14 protein-coding genes are annotated in these 19,547 nt (G+C 39.1%); 10 read left to right on the top strand and 4 right to left on the bottom strand.

The window, feature by feature from the left end:
• The first annotated feature begins 22 nt into the window (after positions 1–22).
• Complete coding sequence (gene manA, locus NSS78_RS17055; RefSeq protein ID WP_003212875.1) at positions 23–973, top strand: mannose-6-phosphate isomerase, class I; 951 nt, start codon at positions 23–25, stop codon at positions 971–973.
• Between the two features lie 124 nt (positions 974–1,097).
• Complete coding sequence (locus NSS78_RS17050) at positions 1,098–3,728, top strand: glucosaminidase domain-containing protein (protein ID WP_212045600.1); 2,631 nt, start codon at positions 1,098–1,100, stop codon at positions 3,726–3,728.
• Between the two features lie 17 nt (positions 3,729–3,745).
• On the opposite strand, the gene NSS78_RS17045 is transcribed toward NSS78_RS17050, so the two are convergent.
• Both NSS78_RS17045 and NSS78_RS17040 read right to left on the bottom strand, forming a co-directional pair.
• Positions 3,746–4,927 (bottom strand): CDP-glycerol glycerophosphotransferase family protein, encoded by a 1,182-nt coding sequence (locus tag NSS78_RS17045; protein ID WP_309216002.1) that lies wholly within the window; start codon positions 4,925–4,927, stop codon positions 3,746–3,748.
• 11 nt (positions 4,928–4,938) lie between these two features.
• Positions 4,939–5,709, bottom strand: a complete 771-nt coding sequence (locus tag NSS78_RS17040; protein ID WP_212045598.1) for a WecB/TagA/CpsF family glycosyltransferase — start codon at positions 5,707–5,709, stop codon at positions 4,939–4,941.
• A 371-nt stretch (positions 5,710–6,080) separates the two neighbouring features.
• Between NSS78_RS17040 and tagD the strand changes: the two genes are divergently transcribed.
• The 6 genes from tagD to tagH all read left to right on the top strand — a co-directional run bounded on the left by tagD (position 6,081) and on the right by tagH (position 15,515).
• Positions 6,081–6,470, top strand: a complete 390-nt coding sequence (gene tagD, locus NSS78_RS17035; protein ID WP_008343212.1) for a glycerol-3-phosphate cytidylyltransferase — start codon at positions 6,081–6,083, stop codon at positions 6,468–6,470.
• Positions 6,471–6,566: 96 nt separating this feature from the next.
• Positions 6,567–8,033, top strand: coding sequence for an alpha-glucosyltransferase N-terminal domain-containing protein (locus NSS78_RS17030; RefSeq protein ID WP_342468237.1), 1,467 nt, complete (start codon positions 6,567–6,569; stop codon positions 8,031–8,033).
• Between the two features lie 48 nt (positions 8,034–8,081).
• Positions 8,082–10,343, top strand: coding sequence for a CDP-glycerol glycerophosphotransferase family protein (locus tag NSS78_RS17025; RefSeq protein ID WP_212045596.1), 2,262 nt, complete (start codon positions 8,082–8,084; stop codon positions 10,341–10,343).
• Between the two features lie 181 nt (positions 10,344–10,524).
• Positions 10,525–12,891, top strand: coding sequence for a CDP-glycerol glycerophosphotransferase family protein (locus tag NSS78_RS17020; RefSeq protein ID WP_212045595.1), 2,367 nt, complete (start codon positions 10,525–10,527; stop codon positions 12,889–12,891).
• 172 nt (positions 12,892–13,063) lie between these two features.
• Positions 13,064–13,891: an ABC transporter permease gene (locus NSS78_RS17015; protein ID WP_003213689.1), complete on the top strand. Its 828-nt coding sequence runs from the start codon at positions 13,064–13,066 to the stop codon at positions 13,889–13,891.
• A 19-nt stretch (positions 13,892–13,910) separates the two neighbouring features.
• Positions 13,911–15,515 carry a teichoic acids export ABC transporter ATP-binding subunit TagH gene (tagH, locus tag NSS78_RS17010; protein ID WP_327839583.1) on the top strand — a complete coding sequence of 535 codons (1,605 nt, stop codon included), beginning with the start codon at positions 13,911–13,913 and terminating at the stop codon, positions 15,513–15,515.
• Between the two features lie 223 nt (positions 15,516–15,738).
• Here tagH and galU read toward each other — a convergent pair whose 3' ends face one another.
• On the bottom strand, positions 15,739–16,620 hold the full coding sequence (galU, locus tag NSS78_RS17005) for a UTP--glucose-1-phosphate uridylyltransferase GalU (RefSeq protein ID WP_034318540.1): 882 nt from the start codon (positions 16,618–16,620) through the stop codon (positions 15,739–15,741).
• A gap of 269 nt (positions 16,621–16,889) precedes the next feature.
• Here galU and wecB point away from each other — a divergent pair, with 269 nt between their 5' ends.
• Positions 16,890–18,029 (top strand): UDP-N-acetylglucosamine 2-epimerase (non-hydrolyzing), encoded by a 1,140-nt coding sequence (gene wecB, locus NSS78_RS17000; protein WP_050944364.1) that lies wholly within the window; start codon positions 16,890–16,892, stop codon positions 18,027–18,029.
• 83 nt (positions 18,030–18,112) lie between these two features.
• Here wecB and NSS78_RS16995 read toward each other — a convergent pair whose 3' ends face one another.
• Positions 18,113–19,033, bottom strand: coding sequence for a LytR family transcriptional regulator (locus NSS78_RS16995; RefSeq protein WP_050944362.1), 921 nt, complete (start codon positions 19,031–19,033; stop codon positions 18,113–18,115).
• A gap of 182 nt (positions 19,034–19,215) precedes the next feature.
• Here NSS78_RS16995 and NSS78_RS16990 point away from each other — a divergent pair, with 182 nt between their 5' ends.
• Positions 19,216–19,539, top strand: a complete 324-nt coding sequence (locus tag NSS78_RS16990; RefSeq protein ID WP_003212891.1) for a hypothetical protein — start codon at positions 19,216–19,218, stop codon at positions 19,537–19,539.
• Positions 19,540–19,547: the final 8 nt, after the last annotated feature.

Below are 19,547 nucleotides of genomic sequence, written 5' to 3'. Positions count from 1 at the left end.
GCAAAGGGAGGAGTCATCCTGAATGAAGCAGTCACCAATTTTTTTACTGCCTGAATTGAAGGAGAGAATATGGGGAGGTACAGCCTTAAGAGATCAATTTGGCTATGATATTCCTTCTGATCAAACGGGAGAATGCTGGGCAATTTCTGCTCATCCAAACGGACCAAGTGTCGTGCAAGACGGTCCATATAAAGGGAAAACGCTGATCGAACTATGGGACAATCACAGAGAATTGTTCGGGGGAATAGAAGGCGATCGATTCCCGCTGTTAACCAAAATTTTAGATGCAAACCAGGACTTATCCGTTCAAGTTCATCCAGATGATGATTATGCGGAAAGACATGAAAATGGCGAGCTTGGAAAAACAGAGTGCTGGTATATCATTGACTGCAAAGAAGGAGCAGAAATGATCTATGGGCACAATGCAAGAACAAGAACTGAGCTTGTGACCATGATGAACAGTGGAGATTGGGAAGGTCTTTTGCGTCGTGTGAAGATTAAGCCTGGTGATTTTTATTATGTGCCAAGCGGTACCATTCATGCGCTTTGCGAAGGAACGCTTGTCCTCGAAACGCAGCAAAGCTCAGATACCACCTATCGGGTATATGATTATGAACGAAAAGATCAGAATGGCAATGAACGTGAACTTCATTTTGCGCAAGCCATTGATGTCACAACGGTTCCCCATGTAGACGGGTATGCAGATGAATCAGTTGAAACACGCCGTGGGCTGACCATTCGAACGTTTGTTGAAGCAGAGTATTTCTCTGTGTATAAATGGGAAATTGATCAAGCAGTGGAGCTTTCGCAAGATTATTCATTTTTGCTGTGCAGTGTAATTAGCGGGGAAGGGGCTTTAACGCATGATGGACATACATATCCACTGCCTAAAGGAGCTCATTTTATCCTGCCAGCTGAAACAGGAAGCTTCTCAATTGAAGGAACTTGTGAGCTGATTGTATCGCATATATAAAGAAAAAGAGGACTTCGAAGGGGTCCTCTATTTTTCTATTGCATAAATAACTTGAAAGAGTACTTGTTTTTGTCGATAAAGAGATTAGTAGACTATTATGCAAAGTAAGAGAGGGACAGTGAACGTGAAAAAAACCATCAAGATTATGTTACTCGCAGCTGCCTTTGGTATGACAATACAGACGGGCAAAGAAGCGCAAGCAGCCTCCTATGTCGATCAATCCATTTATACGATGAGCACCTCAAAAGTATTTACAACAGAATCAGAAGTGAAAAAAGCAGTGGAAACATTGAAGAAGGACAAAAAGTGGACAGCCACTTATCAAACCTCAGGAAACACGTCGACCTATCAGCTCACTGCCTCAGGATATGTGTCACAAGCAGCAGCGAGTGCAAGTGCAGCTGCATTAAAAAAAGAGACGGGTATGAGCGGTACGGTGTCCCCAGTGGGTGACCGCCTTCCATTACAAAAGGTCGTATCTGACCCCGTCAATGATGAAGCTCAGGCGAAAAAGCTCTCACTCGAGCTAACGAAAACATCAGGACTCAATAGCACCTATGAAGTTATCAATCAAAGCAGACCTTCTTATCAGGTCATTTCAGGGACCATTGATTCTGAAACGAAAGTCAAAAATATTCAAACCGAATTACAAAAGCAGGCCGGTGTCACTAGTACATACCAAACTGAAAACAAAGCAGGCACTGTGTATCAGCTGATTTCAGGCGGTATCGTTGGGCAAAGTAAGGCGAATACGATCTTGCAAGGCTTTCAAAAAGAGTCTGGTTTAAAAGCAGTGCTTCAAACGGTGACAGCAGGCAAGCCATATTACATCGTCACATCAGCTGCACAAGCGAACCAGTCAAAAGCACAGACGCTTCTTACCCAGCTCCAAAGAGAAGCAAAGATCAGCGGGAAGATTCAAAAGACAGGCGCTTTAAAAAATGTGTATCGCTTGGAATCAGGCTATTTCAAAGACAACAAACAAGCATCCTCAGCTGCGGCCCAGATTAAGAAACAAACCGGCGCTACAGGGACTGTGCAGCGAGTGGGAAAAACAAAAAATTATATCGTGAAGCTCAATCAACTGAACGATACAGCATACGGAAAAACGGTGGCCTTTTTCAAGAAAAAGAAATGGCGCTACACATCGCAAAAGATCTCTTCTACACAGCCATATCAAGTAGTGACTGGAAACCTATTAGGAGATGATCAAGCGAAAAAAGCAGCAGCTTTCTTCCAAAAGAAAAAGGTATCAGCAACAACGAAAAAAACAGGTAAAGCATCTGACAGCACGTATCGACTTGTCGTCAATCAATCAGCGGAGCAAGCCAAAATAAATAAAGGTGCCGCATATTTAAAAACGCAGAAAGTGACAAGCAGCATTACAACTGGTAAGGGCCAAGCTGTCAGCAAAACGTATAGTCTCAAGACAACACCTGTATATGAGCAAAGTAAAGTCAAGCAGGCTCAAGAGATTATCAAGAAAAATGGCGTTGCCAGCAGTACAAAAACGTTGACAGAAGCGGTTAAACAATACCGGATCACGACAGAGCCGACGGTGAATCAGACTAAACTGAATCAAGCGCTAAGCTATTTAACGAAACAAAAAATGAAAGCAGCTACTCAAAAAACAGGGACAACTGATTATGGTCAATATCAGATCAAAACAGGTGCCATCTCAACAGCTGCATTGCGCGATCAAGGCATGGCATTTTTCAAAAAACGGAATGAACCAGCTGCCTATCAAACAACAACGAAACCAACCTACAAAATCAACATTACGCAGCAATTCACAGGATTACCAACTGTAAATGCAGCGATTGCTTTTGTGAAAAGTCAATATGGCTGGACAGCTACAGCCGTAAAAATCAAAAATGGCCCAATGGTCATGCAAACGAACTACAACCTCACTGTCAATGAGATGGTGAACAAGCAAATGAAGGTGTCACCACAGACAGATGGTGCAGCCTATGTCTATGCACCATATGTTGACACGGCGACGTCAACTGTGAATACGGACGGCTTAAATGTTCGTTCGACACCTGATTCGAGCTCTGCGAGCAACATCGTGGCGCAGCTGAATAAAGGAGCAAAAGTGAAACAGCTTGGGAAAGAAGGAAACTGGATCAAGATCAGCCTTGGCTGGAGAAATGCAAGTTCAGCAGAGGTGCAGAAATATGTAGACCCAGCCAATATTGCTGAGGGCACTCAATCTTATTTTCAATTTCTGAAACTCTCTGAAGCTGCGAATCTCAATCCGGCAGAAGTCAATTCAAAGATTCTAGCAGGCAAAGGGATTCTTGCAGGTAAAGGACAAGCCTTTATTACGGCAGCGAAAACGTATCATATCAACGAAATTTATCTCATTTCTCACGCGTTGCTTGAAACAGGTAACGGAGGTTCCATTTTAGCGAATGGTACGATGTTTAATGGAAAGAAAGTATATAATATGTATGGCATTGGCGCATACGACAGCAATCCGAATTACCTCGGTGCAAAATATGCGTATGAACAGCAATGGTTCACGCCAGAGGCAGCCATTATTGGCGGGGCAAAATTCATTGGCAACAGCTATATCAATCACGCCACATACAAACAAGATACGATTTATAAAATGCGCTGGTCTAGTTCAGCGACTCATCAATATGCAACAGATATTGGCTGGGCATATAAGCAAGTCACTCGTATGTATAGCTTGTATAACTTACTTGATAACTATACGCTCTATTACGATATCCCGGTTTATAACAAATAAAAAAACGTCCGTGCTTCCTAATGAGAAGCCGGACGTTTTTTGTGTAAGAGCTGCTGTTCAATAAAGAATAAGAGCTGCTCACTGGACCTTCCCTTTGAATATTGATTCCATTCCTCGGCGAAGGTTTTAATTCGTTTTAGTTGATCTGATTCATGAAGTAGCTCCTTCAAGAGCATGCTTTGAGTGATACAAGCCTTCCCAGGAATGATGTCCTCATACCGATCGACTAAGCCGCGTTTCTCTCGATAAGTGTCTAAGTCATAAGTGAAGAACAAAACAGGCTTTTCAAGCAGTGCATATTCAAACACAATCGATGAGTAATCTGTGATCAGGACATCGCATGCACAAAGCAATGGATAAAGCGGCTGATCGGACACATCAAATATCCATTCATCGTCTGTTTCCGCCTTCGCTAAATGTTTGACTGCAGGATGAAGCTTGACGAGCAGAATATAATCTCCGTTTAGCTCTGTTTGTAATTGCTCCTTTGAAAAAGGCAGGACAAGACTGTCCATTGCAAAGTCTCGATAGGTCGGTGCATAAAGCAGGATCTTTTTCCCTTTAGGAAAATCATTCGGCTTCAAGGAAGACGGGCGCTGGTCATAGTACACATCCGTCATCGGTACACCTGTTGGTAAAAAACGTTCATCATTCACCCCAAACGAAGACTTAAAAATCTCGCGCATATGATCTGAGCCTGTAACGATATAATCGAAAGACGCATAGACTCGTTTGAACCGTTTGATGTCACGAGGACTTCGTTCCGAATTTGAAGCATCTTCAAGACCGAATTTTTTCAACGCCCCATTGGCATGCCATACTTGAATACAGGTGGTAGAAGGACGTTTTTTGAGTACGCTTGTCATGAGAAAGTAATTATCTGTCACGACAACCTTGCTTTTAAACATCGTATAAATACATTGAATGAGATGGAGAGGATTTTTTTCATGAAAATAGCGAAATGACAGATGAGACTCGTCCTTTTCTATCGCAGAAGCATGCTTCGTATAGAGGACAGTAAGCTTCATCGTCATGTTCGCCTGTTGTTGATAAGTATCAATAAGAGCAGCTACATTCTCTTGAAATGAAACAAGCAGCGTCACCTGGTTTTCCCGTGGTTTCACGCCGCTCATCAGCCATCCAATAAAAGAAACGAAAGCTGCATAGCTTGAAATGATCATTGAGCGTATATTTATCATTGGTCAGTCTCTCACAGCTGCTTCGTCTGATCCTTTACTTGCTCAGGATAGTAACGTTTTTTCCCTTTGTTTTCTTTCAATACGGCAAAAGCGTATTTAGGAATATTCAACATTCGTTTCCATCTCCATGGATTCACAATAAGTCTGTACAGCCATTCTGTATTTGTTTTAATCATCCAGCGTGGTGCACGCTTCACTGTTCCGCTAAATACATCAAAGCTTCCGCCTAAACCGATGCAAACAGCCTGCGGGAATAAATGACGGTATTCATAAATAAAGTTCTCCTGATTTGGATAACCTAAAGCAACGAACACCATATCTGCTTTCGAGCGAGCGATTTGTTTTGCTACGAAACGTTTATCGGCTTGATAACCGTCACAGCTTCCTGCAATGACCACATTTGGATATTCCGTATCAATTCGCTGTTTAACAGCCTCAAGCACTTCTTTTTTCGCCCCATATAAAAAGATACTTTTAGACTGCTTGTTTGCTAGATCAAGCATAGACATGAAGACATCAAAGCCAGCAATTCTTGACTTCAGCGGACTTTGTGTCAAACGTGACATTAAGACGACGCCTACACCATCCGGCAGCACATAATCCGCAGAAGAGACAACTTGATGATACGTCTGATCCTTCATAACAGCATAGCCAATCTCTGGATTGACAGTCGCAATCATGGCGCCTCTTCTTTGAGAAATATGATGGTGATTCATATAGCTAATAAATTCATCTAGGTCGCCATTTACATAAGAAAGGTTAGAGACCACTTCTGTTTGCATTGTTTAGACCTCCTTTTTCATCTTGTTATCTATGAACGTTCATTGTAAATTCATTCTTCGTCTACTCATCATTTTATCACAGATGCTCCATGAAATATTAACAATAACTTTACAAACCTTTAAATTTCATGACATTTTCATCAATTCATAAGGAGGCTGCTGCGAAAAACATTGATTCTTCGGACTTTCGCTTCTGCGCCCAATAAATTGGAAATAGTTTGTCTTTACATCTGCTTAACGTTTGATGGGCGCTGTGATATAATGAGGTTCCGAAGAGCGAAAAAATACGAACGAAGATCATAGGATTACGGATAAACGTTACTGCATGAAAGCAGTTGAATAAGGAATGAAGAAAGGAGTTCATGTTTGCGATGAAGAAAGTTATTACTTACGGTACATTTGATTTATTACACTGGGGGCATATTAAGCTGCTCGAACGTGCAAAGCAGCTTGGAGATTACTTAGTGGTGGCCATTTCGACAGATGAGTTTAACTTACAAAAATCAAAAAAGGCTTATCATAGCTACGAGCATCGAAAGCTCATTCTTGAAACGATTCGTTATGTAGACGAAGTCATTCCGGAAAACAGCTGGGATCAAAAAGTCCGTGACGTGCAAGAGCACGATATTGATGTGTTTGTCATGGGAGATGACTGGGAAGGTAAATTCGATTTCTTAAAAGAGCATTGCGAAGTCGTGTACTTGAAAAGAACAGAAGGCATCTCGACAACACAAATTAAGGAAGAAATTGCTGGACTTTAATAGATCAAAAAAAGTACTTCTTATCTTTTGGTGAGAAGTGCTTTTTCATGTAAAATACAATGAGCAAGTTATCATTATTTTTAAGGAGAGCTTCCTTTGTTTCAAAATTGGATGAAGAAAAAAGTTGAACACACATTGGATCAACCTGAACAACATGAAACAATGACATCAGTTGACATGCCTGATATGGACTACTACTTTATCATGGGTGATGTACCAAAACAGGATGAGCACTTAACGAAGTCTTTAAAAGCGAGATTAAAGCCATTGGCTGACAAACATAAACGTAATGCCATTTTAACTTTGAATTATGATGCAAATGTGAAAGAACATATTCATAGCTTGGAGGAGACCCTTCTGCACCAAGTTGACATCTTGAATGTATTTGAGCACTATATTCTACCGGAAAGCGGAAGTAAAAGGCGTTACTCGGAATTTATCATCGGTACATCTTTTCAATCGATCAATGAAGCAGTGATGCCGGCAGAAGAATCAACAGTGCAGGTGACGAGATATGAACTGCCATCTTCCCCTATTTGTTATATTGATCAATATAATGAAGAGCAGGAATTAGTAAAGAGGGAAGAGTACAATTGGCAGGGCGTTTTGTGCAGAGTACAAAGCTTTGTTCCTCATACAGGTGCCCTATACTTGGAAGAACTAATCAATGACGATGGCAATATCTATATGGAGATCATCTACCCTGGAGATACAAAAAAGAATCCAGTTCGGCATATTAATTGGTATAAAAAAACAGGAATTCAAACTTTTACAAAGAAGACAGATATAAAGCAACGATGGTTATCTAGTATTCAAACACAAAATGACCGTTTGAAACTGATGATTACAGAAGACCGGGATCAAGACCGTCACCTGTTTAAAATCGATCAGCCCGAAACAACGTATTATGCTGCATTTGTACATGACGCACATTATGAAGAAGATCCGCATCAACTCAATTCTCAATATGAAGAATTATTTAAACAAATAAGAAAACAGCAAGTGGATGCCGTCTTCTTTGGAGATACTAAGCATAAGGTAGATGTTGAGAAGGTATTGGGAGAACAAGCCTATTTTTATCTTGTGCCTTCTGATGAAATGTCTCTTTGGAATACAAGGCTACATCATATGCTCGAAAATCGTGAGCGTAAAGATGAACTGAGAAGGATCGTGGACCGCATGAAATGGGTTTTGCGTGATCTAAGCGCTGAACATCATGTTCTTCATCTTCAGCTTAAGCTGAAGGACGAAATGAGTCATGCAGATCATGTGCAAATCGATTTCGCAGGATATGATCGAGTGAATGGAGCTGAAATCATATCTCAAACAATCGATGAAAACCATCAAGTCAGCTTCCCAATTGGGCATTTTCAAACAAAGAAAAACATTGAAACCAATCAAACAAAATACGTTGATTTTTACATTCGTTTTAAAAAAGAAGAACTTCAGGAAGTTTTGCAGCGTCTAGAAGTAGAGGAAGAGCTGCTCACCAATAAACCATCGTCAATCGATGGGTGGTCGTATCAAACGAAACAAGGAAACTATTCTTGGAAAGTAAAATAATGTGACAACACAACGGTAAGATTTCTGAACAGAGGAGATTAACGATTAATGATTGAAGAGGGAATTCATAAGAAGAGTGTCGTTGAAGGGTTAAAAAATCATCATGAGAAACTAGAAATGCTTATTCGCATCGACGATGACATGCCATTAACAGATAGAGAATTTTATTTGTTTATGAGGGAAAGGGTATCAAAACAAGAGCTTTTCCTTCCGCTTGTTCATCAAGAAGACAATCTATTTAAATTGGTATTGAGTGAACCATCGCTTCCGCTTGCATTAGAGCAGGGTCAGACATACAACCTGTATGTGACAGACTATCTGAGTGCAAACAAAGAAGAGGATGAGGACGAGCTTGAGGACTCAGCCTATGATTCTGATTCAGAAGAAGAGGAAGAAGAACTAAAAGAAACGGATCATGCCGAAGTAGAAGAGAAGACGCCATACTATAAACGCCGTTTAAAAATGGAAATAGAGAAGCCAGAGCTGACTTATTTAGAAAATAAAGACGCGATGCTGTATGTCATCCCGTATCGTACGGATAAAGGAAATGCATCGTTTAAAATCAAGCGTGAGCTAAAGGTTGTGAAATTCAATCATATCGAGCTCAGCAAAGAATGTACGTTATCTTTATCTGGTTATGCAGGCGTTCTCAGTGCAGAGCATCCTTATGAAATCAAGGAAGTAAAGCTTCTAGTGAAGAGAAATGGCGAAGAGCCAATTGAGCATCGCTTTCCGGTAAATATGACCCCAATAAAAGATGAAGTGGTCAAATACCGTGATGATCAACAGGTACCTCAGCTTTATCAATTTCTAGCAGAAGTTCCTTTAGAGGAATTGACCTATTCGTTAAACAAACGTTTTGTATATCGTTTCTATTTTGAATTTATTTGCGATGTAGGTGGAGTAGAGGAGACTTTAACGACCACTTCTTTAGTCCTTGGAGATCGCTCAAACAAACTCAAAGGGCTTGTTCAAATTCATAAAAGAAATGATGTACCGATTCGATATGAGGTGTATCGAAAGAAAAAAAGACAAACGCTTGGCATTCGAATTAATGATTATACAATGAAAACACGTGCGAAGTACTATGTCAAAAGCAAGTGGAAGAAGTTCAAAAAGCAAATCGGTAAAATCAAAAAAGTCCGTAACCGTCTTGTAACAAGGACCTTTAAAACGACCTTTCAGCTGGCGAGCAAGCTGTCTGTGAAAAAGAAAACCGTTATGTTTGAAAGCTTTAATGGAAAACAATTTAGCTGTAACCCACGTGGGATCTATGAGTATATGAAAGAAAATCATCCTGAATATACGTTGATCTGGAGCGTGAAAAAAGGGCACGAAGCACCGTTTAAGGAAAAGGATATTTACTATATCAATCGTCTGTCATTGAAATGGATTTTTGCGATGGCAAGAGCTGAGTATTGGGTCGTCAACAGCCGTTTGCCGCTGTGGATTCCAAAACCAGAGCATACAACATACTTGCAGACATGGCACGGTACGCCGTTAAAACGACTGGCGATGGATATGGACGAGGTGCATATGCCTGGAACAAACACGAAAAAATACAAAAAGAATTTCACGAAGGAAGCGTCGAATTGGGATTATCTCATTTCACCAAATGCTTACTCGACTGAAATCTTCACACGTGCCTTCCAATTTCAAAAGACCATGATTGAGTCAGGATATCCGAGAAATGACTTCCTTCACAATCAAAACAATGAAGAAACGATGAGAGCACTCAAACAAAAGATGAACCTGCCGCTTGATAAAAAATTGATCTTATACGCTCCGACATGGAGAGACGATCAATTTTATAAAAAAGGGCAGTACAAATTTGATTTAGACCTTGATTTGCATGAGCTGAGAGCCGCTATCGGAGATGAATATATTATCATTCTGCGTATGCACTATCTAGTCGCTGAAAACTTTGATTTAGGACCATATGAAGGCTTTGCCTATGACTTCTCTCATTACGAAGATATTAGGGATCTTTATATGATTTCTGATCTGCTCATCACTGACTACTCATCTGTATTCTTTGATTATGCAAACCTTAAACGTCCGATGCTATTCTATGTGCCAGACATCGAAACATATCGTGACAAGCTGAGAGGCTTCTACTTCGACTTTGAACAGGAAGCACCTGGACCTCTTGTGAAAGAAACAGCCAGCGTCATTGACTGGGTAAGAGAAACAGAACAGCCAACCTTTACTTTGCCAGCTTCATTCGCACCGTTTTATGAGAAATTCTGTTACTTAGAGAGTGGGGAGTCTTCGAAGCGTGTGGTGGAAGTGGTGTTTTCTGAAAAATAGTTTAAAAAGTACCGTTCTTCACCTTTGAACGGTACTTTTTTGTGTTTTTTATTCCAATGTACACATATTTAAAAGTTATGGTAAAAATAAAAAAACATAGAATTTTAACAGTAAACATGCTAAATTTAGATAAGATTATCCGGTAATGTAAATTTGCTGAAAATAATATAGAGGTGCTTCAATGTACAAACTTTATCATAATTTTTTAGAAATTCTTAATTTAGATGAACACAAGTTAGTTATATATATTGATAACATAGAGAAGTTGTGCACTTTTGAATTTAAAGAGCTAAATGTAAATGAGTCAAAGTGGATTTGTGAAATTGATGTAAAGGATCAGATGATTTTTGAATCCACAATAGACAATTCTAATGAAATGATCTATCTCTATGCAAAGGAGCATAACCTGTATATTGTCAAAGAATGCTCAGACATGATCCAGCCGGATCAAATACTCCCTATTGAAATTAACAATCAATTTGCTGATATTTATGTCAAGCAATTAGGGTTAGATCGCTACGGCTTATACAGCGGCGAAAAGGAATTGTTATTATTTTCAGGGCTGCTGAATGTAGATGAAATCAATTGCAATTATAAAATAGATTTGCCCATCGAAGAGGCAGATAGACGATTTGAGGATATCTCCTTTATTCAATACAGTGCTTTCCACTTTGTGATTACCTATGATTGTCAGAATAAAGAACTAAATGTAAGGAAAATTTTGTTTGATGTGATGCAGGAACATAAAGATATTGAAGTGATTGTGAATAATCGTAATCAAATCAAAATTTTAAATAAAGTGACGGATCAAAAGAAAATCGTCAACTTTAGACTCGTTCCTAGATATCAGCCGCTAAAAGTTTTTGGTAAAGATACCTTAGACCAGTTCAAAGATGACAATATTCTTAATATCTTGGTGATTAATAAGCAAAGATATTACATCTATGTCAGAACGAATGGCGTATACTTAGTGAGAGGAAACCCATATCTCGTTACTAAACATACATCGAGATTACGCATCTTTAGTTTGTTTAATAGTTTTTATGTTTTTGGAAGATTGACGCATTATGCGTATAATTCAGACCAAAAATATGAATATCTTTACATTAGAAACTCTGAACATCAGCTGGCAAAATTTATAAGACCATTTAGAAAAATTAAATTCTTGAAAAGATATGGTTTCTTTAAAATTTCGTTAAATGATCTTGATTTAGACAGCAGAATCCACAATAACTTGTTCGTAGGAAATGATCACCGAATTATCCATAGTTTAAGGTTGAAAAAGAGGGATAAGAAGGTCAAAACATATATCACGAAAAAGAATGGGGACAAGCTGCAAGTCCTAAGAACCAATCTATTTGGAAATGTGACATCAACCATTATTCCTTATTCACAGGAATATTCTTTATTTAGTAAAGTGAAAATAAAAATAGCGAGTATCCTATCATCATTCTATAAAGACAAAAAGTATCGTGTGAATTTGTTTTTTGAGAAAAAGAGTGATAAAGCAGATGAATCAGCTATTAGAGTGTATGACTATGTACAGGAAAATTGTCAAACAGACTCAAAAAATTACTTTATTCTTAATAAGAAATCAAACGCATATCCAGCATTGAAAGCGAAATATGGAAAGGGTATCATACCGAAATATAGTCTCAGACATTATTTAAGTATATTTAATGCCAGTTATTTTATATCAAGTGAATTATCTAACCATGTTCTGAATGATAGGTTGTATATTGACCATCTCAGAGAGAGAATCATGAGTGTCCCACTCGTCTTTTTACAGCATGGCATTATGTTTGCTAAACCGGTTGATAATCCAATGGCCTTTGGATTCCATAAAGACAAGAATCAATACAATATTTATAAATCAGTCATCAGCTCTGAATTAGAGGCCGGTGAATTTTATAAAATGAACTATGATCGTGAGGATTTGATTTTGACAGGTCTGGCAACCTTTGATCATGCCAAATTAGTAGAAGGTGCAGATAAGATCGCCTTTATGCCAACTTACCGATATTGGGAAGAGGGACTTATTTATACGAATAGAATTGAAGAAACATCTTACTATAGAGTTCTAATTAAAATCATCAAAAGCTTTGAAGAAGCAGGTCTTCTTGATCGTCTGTTAATTGTACCGCATAACAAATTTTCACAGTACGTTTATCAAAATCTGCCTCAGTATAAACATATTATTTCTGATAACCCATCGGAAGCGCTAAAAGTGTCAAAAGTGTTTATTACTGATTATTCATCTGCTATTTATGATGCACAATATAGAGGTGCCTACCCTATTTTTTATTGGGAAGAAAAAGATTACTTGATTAGACAGTATAAGGCGATTCCTCCTGTAAACGATGAAAATGCACCAGGACCGATAGCATATAATACACAAGAGCTGATTCGAATCGTGAAACATGCGATCGATTGTCAGTATGTTGTGGAAGATGAATATAAAGAAAAATACCTGAAAATCAACAGCTTTAACGATAATCAGAATACGAAAAGAATTACGGATTTCTTAAAAGAACACCAAATTATCTAATATGTGAGGACCCTCTGAATCAACGATTGAAAGGATTCAGGGGGTTTTTGTCTTCTAGTTTGACGTGCATGACTTTTGTTATAAGATGAAATGTGTATCGTTATCTGTTACAATTATGAGCGGTGCTTTTTAAAAAAGTAATCCCAAAAACTTATATCTAAGGAAGATTAGAATGAACGCAATGTTGACGATATTAAAGGAGCAAATCAGCTCATTTCCGCTGATTATGCGACTTGCTGTTTATGAAACAAAATCAAAATATCAGATGAATTATTTAGGTGTTTTATGGCAGTTTTTAAATCCATTGATTCAAATGCTGGCTTACTGGTTTGTTTTTGGTCTGGGAATTCGCGGAGGACAGCCAATTGTCATTGGAGGGATGGAAGTTCCGTTTATCATTTGGATGCTGGCTGGATTAATCCCTTGGTTCTTCATTAGTCCGACGATACTTGATGGATCAAACAGTGTGTTTAAACGTATTAATATGGTATCGAAAATGAATTTCCCGATTAGTGCGCTGCCGTCTGTAGTGATTATGTCCAACTTGTTCAGCTACTTTGTCATGATGGGTGTCTATCTGATTGTGCTGATTTCCTATGGCATATATCCTGATGCGCATTGGCTACAATATATATACTATCTTATTTGTATGATCGCGTTTATGTTTTCGTTTAGTTTGTTTAATTCCACGATTAGCGTACTCGTGAGAGACTATCAATTTCTTTTACAATCAGTGACACGTTTACTTTTCTTTTTGCTGCCGATTTTTTGGAATATCTCAGAGAAGCTCACTGGAGACAAAGCATGGATCGGGGATATACTAAAATTGAATCCTCTTTTCTACATTATTGATGGTTTTAGAAATAGCTTGTTAAAGGGAGAATGGTTCTTCCATGATGTGAAATATACGCTTTACTTTTGGCTGATCACGCTACTTCTTTTAACAGTCGGTTCATTGCTTCATATGAAATTTAGGGATAAATTTGTCGATTTTCTTTAAAAAGTAAGGAGATTATACGATGAAACTAAAGGTTTCGTTTCGAAACGTATCCAAGCAATACGTCCTATATAAAAAGCAGTCAGATAAGATTAAAGGGCTGTTTTTTCCTAATAAAAATGAAAAAGGTTTCTTTGCTGTTCGTGATGTGTCCTTTGATGTATATGAAGGCGAGACGATTGGTTTTGTAGGGATCAACGGATCTGGAAAATCAACGATTTCGAATCTTCTTGCGAAAATCATTCCACCGACAAGTGGTGAAGTTGATATGGACGGTCAGCCTTCGTTAATTGCCATTGCGGCAGGGCTAAACAACCAATTAAGCGGGAAAGACAACATTCGCCTCAAGTGCTTGATGATGGGGCTGACGAATAAAGAGATAGACGAACTATATGAAAAAATCGTAGAGTTTGCGGATATTGGTGACTTTATTGATCAGCCTGTGAAAAGCTATTCAAGCGGAATGAAGTCACGTCTTGGCTTCGCCATTTCAGCGCATATCGATCCAGATATCTTGATTATTGATGAAGCGTTGTCTGTTGGTGACCAAACCTTCTATCAAAAATGCGTGGATCGAATCACAGAATTTAAAGAACAAGGGAAGACGATCTTTTTTGTCAGCCATTCCATTAGCCAAATTCAAAAAATCTGTGACCGAGTGGCTTGGATGCATTATGGTGAGCTTCGTATGTTTGATGAGACGAAGAAGGTTGTGAAAGAGTATAAGGAGTTTGTTGAATGGTTTAACAAGCTTTCTAAAAAAGAAAAAAAAGAATATCAATTGAAACACAAAGAAGGTCGCAAAGGTGTACAAAAAAAGACAGAGAAGGTGTCTCGATATGATGAGAACGGAAAACGACGTTCCTTTTTTGGACCAGCCTTTCAAGTGACGATAATAGCTGTTTTAACGATTTTACTTGCCTTATCGATGTTTTCGGATCGTCCACTTCGTACACTGGCGACGTTTGGCGCCATCCCAGCAGATAAGACAGAATCGCCTCAGTCAAAGAACCAGCTAACAAAAGGGGCGCCTGATATGAAAAAGGTGGATCGACAGACGCTTGTCACGGCAGATCCACTCACGGTGTACAAAGATCAAGCCATGAAAAAGAAGGCAGGTGTCACTTTGCCATTCGGGCAAGAGATACAAGCTGTCGCTGAAAATAAACAAACCGTTCAAATCAAAACAGCATCAGAGACGTATTTTGTCAAACCTGAAGGGCTTCAACCTGCAGAGGAATTAAAGTCTTTATCCATTGGACCTGGACAGTTCAACTCGTATGTATCGCCCGCATCTGCTGGCTCGTATGAGTATTTACTTTCTTTCCTTGGAAAAGAGGAATCTGTGCTTAAGCAAAAAATGCAAACGCTGAGCTCGATCAAAAGTGATCAAGGCGGTACGATTGAGCGATTGACCACAGAGAAAACTGACTATGTCATTCAAAATGGTCAAGCAAATGCTATTGTCTTTCATGAGGTGATGCCGATCTCTCCTTCGACACTTGGACTGACAGAACAGAAGGTTTGGATGAATGAGAAACAAACGAAATTCGCAGTAAAGGGCGAAAGCAATCTGTTTGTCATTGATAATGAACAGCATACACTGACGATTTCAGTGATGAAATAAAAAGCTGCCGATTCCGACAGCTTCAGCGTGTAGACAAACCCTCGCATTCGTTGTCAGGTCTGCGCGCTGGTGCTCACGAATATTCAATTCGCTCCGCGCCAGTGCTCGCCCTTCCTAGACTTCAAAGGTTTTCTATCACGCTGAAAAGAAGACAAAGTGCTAAAATAAAAATCATTTTAGCACTTTGTCAACAATCTAAAGCTGCCGATTCCGGCAGCTTTTTTTAATTCGCTTCTTCTTTTTCGAGAAGCTGTTTCATAAATGGAATGAGTTTCTTTTTCAGATCCTCATCTTGAAGGGCAAACTCGAGAGTCGTCTCGATGAAGCCTTGCTTCTCACCAACATCGTATCGTTTTCCTTCAAAATCATAGGCGAATACACGCTGGATATCATTCAGCTTTTGGATGGCATCTGTCAGTTGAATTTCCCCGCCTGCACCAATTTCTTGCTGATCAAGGTACATAAAGATCTCTGGCGTGAAAATGTATCGTCCTAAGATGGCTAGATTGGATGGTGCTGTACCTTGCGGTGGCTTTTCCACAAAGTTTTTCACTTGATAGCGGCGTCCTTCTTGTGTAAGAGGGTCGATGATCCCGTAGCGATGCGTATCGCTGTCTGCTACCTGCTGAACACCAATCACAGATGAAAGGGTCTTTTCGTATTCATCCATCAGCTGGCGAAGCCCTGGTGTTTCCGCTTGAACAATATCATCACCTAATAAAACGGCGAATGGCTCATCACCGATAAAGTTGCGTGCGCACCAAACAGCGTGTCCAAGTCCTTTAGGTTCCTTTTGACGTATGTAATGAATGTCAGCAATGTTAGAGGATTTTCTCACCTTCTCTAGAAGCTCGCTCTTCCCTTTTTCCTCTAGGTTGCGCTCTAGCTCTGGTGCAAAATCAAAATGATCCTCAATGGCTCTTTTTCCTTTTCCAGTGACGATAATAATGTCTTCAATTCCTGATTCAACAGCTTCTTCAATAATATATTGAATAGTTGGTTTATCAACGATTGGCAGCATTTCTTTAGGCATAGCTTTTGTTGCAGGGAGGAAACGTGTCCCAAGACCTGCAGCTGGTATAATGGCTTTACGTACTTTTTTCAATGAACTTTGCACCTTCCTTACATAGATAACCGATTTAATCACTCAATGTTTGTTCGTGGTCGTCTGTTTAAAGTGTAACTTACAAATCATAGGAAAGACAAATGATTTCACTAAAATGAATTTTAGATAATTCATATTTTATATGTTAAATGTAAAGGAAAGAGAAATTTAACGTTAATTCAATGTAAATTTCTTTTTTTATACCATTAAATTTATCCTCCAAATTGTGTATAATTGAAAGTACTATACTAGGAAAGAGGATTAAACAAGTGAAAAAACTAAATGTAATGACTATTTTCGGTACTAGACCTGAAGCGATCAAAATGGCACCACTTGTCCTTGAATTAAATAAACATCCACTGATAAATTCGATTGTCACTGTGACAGCCCAGCACAGAGAAATGCTTGATCAAGTTCTTGAGGCTTTTTCAATTACGCCAGATCATGATTTAAACATCATGAAGCAGCGCCAGACATTATCTGAAATCACATCAAATGCACTGTTAAAGCTAGACCAATTATTCCAAGAAGAAAAACCTGATATTGTCCTTGTCCATGGGGATACTACAACAACCTTTGCAGGAAGCTTGGCAGCATTTTATCACCAAATTTCAGTTGGGCACGTCGAAGCAGGATTGAGAACACACAATAAGTATTCGCCGTTCCCAGAGGAATTGAACCGTCAAATGACAGGCACTATTGCCGATATTCATTTCTCTCCTACAGAGGAAGCGAAGCAGAATCTTTTAATTGAAAATAAAAAAGAAGAGACCATTTGTGTGACAGGGAATACAGCGATTGATGCCCTGCAAACTACAGTTACTGAGCATTATCAGCACCCTATTTTAGAGAAAATAGGCACGGATAAAATGATTTTGTTAACGGCCCACCGCAGAGAGAATCTCGGCCAGCCGATGAAAAATATGTTTAGAGCCATTAGACGTGTTGTAGAAGAGTTTGAAGATGTTCAGGTCGTTTATCCTGTTCATTTAAACCCTGCCGTACGTGATGCAGCTCAGACAGAATTTAGCGGTCTCGATCGTGTACACTTAATTGAACCGCTTGAAGTCGTTGATTTCCATAACTTTGCTGCCGCTTCGCACTTTATCTTAACGGATTCTGGCGGTGTACAAGAGGAGGCGCCTTCTCTAGGGAAGCCAGTTTTAGTGCTCCGTGATACAACAGAACGTCCAGAAGGCGTGAAAGCAGGCACACTTAAGCTTGCAGGTACGGATGAAGAGACCATTTACAAAATGGCTAAAGAGCTGCTAGTAGATCAGAAGGAGTATGACAGCATGTCGAAGGCGTCTAACCCTTATGGTGACGGACAAGCATCGAGACGAATTGTCGAGGAGCTCCTCCATCGATTTGGATTAAGTGAAGAAAAACCTGCCCCATTTAAATCATAAAAAAAGAAGACAAAGAGCTAAAATAAAAACCATTTTAGCCCTTTGTCAACAATCTGAGACTACATTTATGTAGTCTTCTTTTTTTACTGCTCCAAACTGTCCTTCAATTCCTTCTTCACTTTAGCCAAACTGCTATCATCAAGCTGATAATAATAGATATTATTGATGCGTGCTCCCGTTCCTTTCAGCTCGTGCTGCTTCACACGCTGTCTTGCGTCACGGTAGTCATTCATCATCGTCCACATATCATCAAATGACATATTAGTCTTCATATTGTTTTCCACGACTTTGAACATATCGCCGAACTTCGTAATAGATGAAATGTTTGCCCCTTTAGCAATGATGCCTTCAATGACTTGACGCTGCCTTTGCTGACGTCCGAAGTCACCCTTTGGATCTTGTTTTCTCATTCTTGTGTAGGCGAGGGCTTGATCGCCATTTAGATTAATTTCTCCTGTACCAAATGAATGACCATCATAGCTGAAAGCAAATGTGCTGTTCACTGTAATGCCGCCAAGTGTATCGACAATATCCTTAAAGCTTTCCATATTGACTTTCACGAAGTAATCAACAGGTACATCAAGCAATTCCTCTACAGTATCAGCTGCCATTTGTGTGCCGCCGAATGCATAGGAGTGGTTGATTTTATCCATTGTGCCTTTTCCGACAATTTTCGTATACGTATCACGCGGGATACTCACCATCTCAGTCGTTTTGGTTTTTGGGTTAACGGTCATGTATATTAATGTATCCGCACGGCCGCGGTCATTTTTTCTTTCATCAACACCCATGACTAAAATAGAAATCGGGTCTTTCTTATTTAAATCGACATCTTTGTCACGCTTATCTGACTTCTTTAAATTCTCCTGAATGCCTGCCACGGTTGATGCTGCTGTATTCCAAAGATGATATGCATATCCGCCAGTTGCTAATACGAATAAGCCAATAATCGATAAAACAATCCAAAGAACCTTTTTCTTCTTTCGTTTTCTTTCAGCTCTCATAATGTCCCTCACCTTTTCTATGATTCTTCCATGATTATAGGTTTACGAATCTTGATAAACAAGTTATTTTTTTACTCTGAACCTAGATATAGACGTTGTAACAAAAAAAAGGTTTCAAAAAACCTTAAATTTACCTTAAAATATTAAGTTATAAGACGATACAAAGACATGAGGTGAAAAAAATGAAGAAAATCGTCGTTTTACCGTTCTTAATACTACTACTTGGTATCGTGCTCACAGCATGTGGAACGGCTGAGCAGTCCTCGGGAGAAAACAACACAAGCAGTTCAACTCCTCAGGTGCTGGAAGAAAAAGCTGAATTTATTGGAATGGCTGATGCACATACAGTCGAAGTGAAAAAAGTGAATACGACCTTAAGCTATGAATTTACGGATAATTTTAAAGATGTGTTAAATGAATTCAAACCAGGAGACAAAGTAGAAATCTCTTACTTTATCAATGACAGTGGTCAAAAGGAAATTCAAAAGATTGAAAAACAGAAGTAAAAAAGATG

Origin of the sequence: Bacillus sp. FSL W8-0920, from assembly GCF_038593215.1 — a bacterium.
GTDB classification, from domain to species: domain Bacteria; phylum Bacillota; class Bacilli; order Bacillales; family Bacillaceae; genus Bacillus; species Bacillus pumilus.
This window is presented reverse-complemented; position numbering and strand designations above follow the sequence as displayed.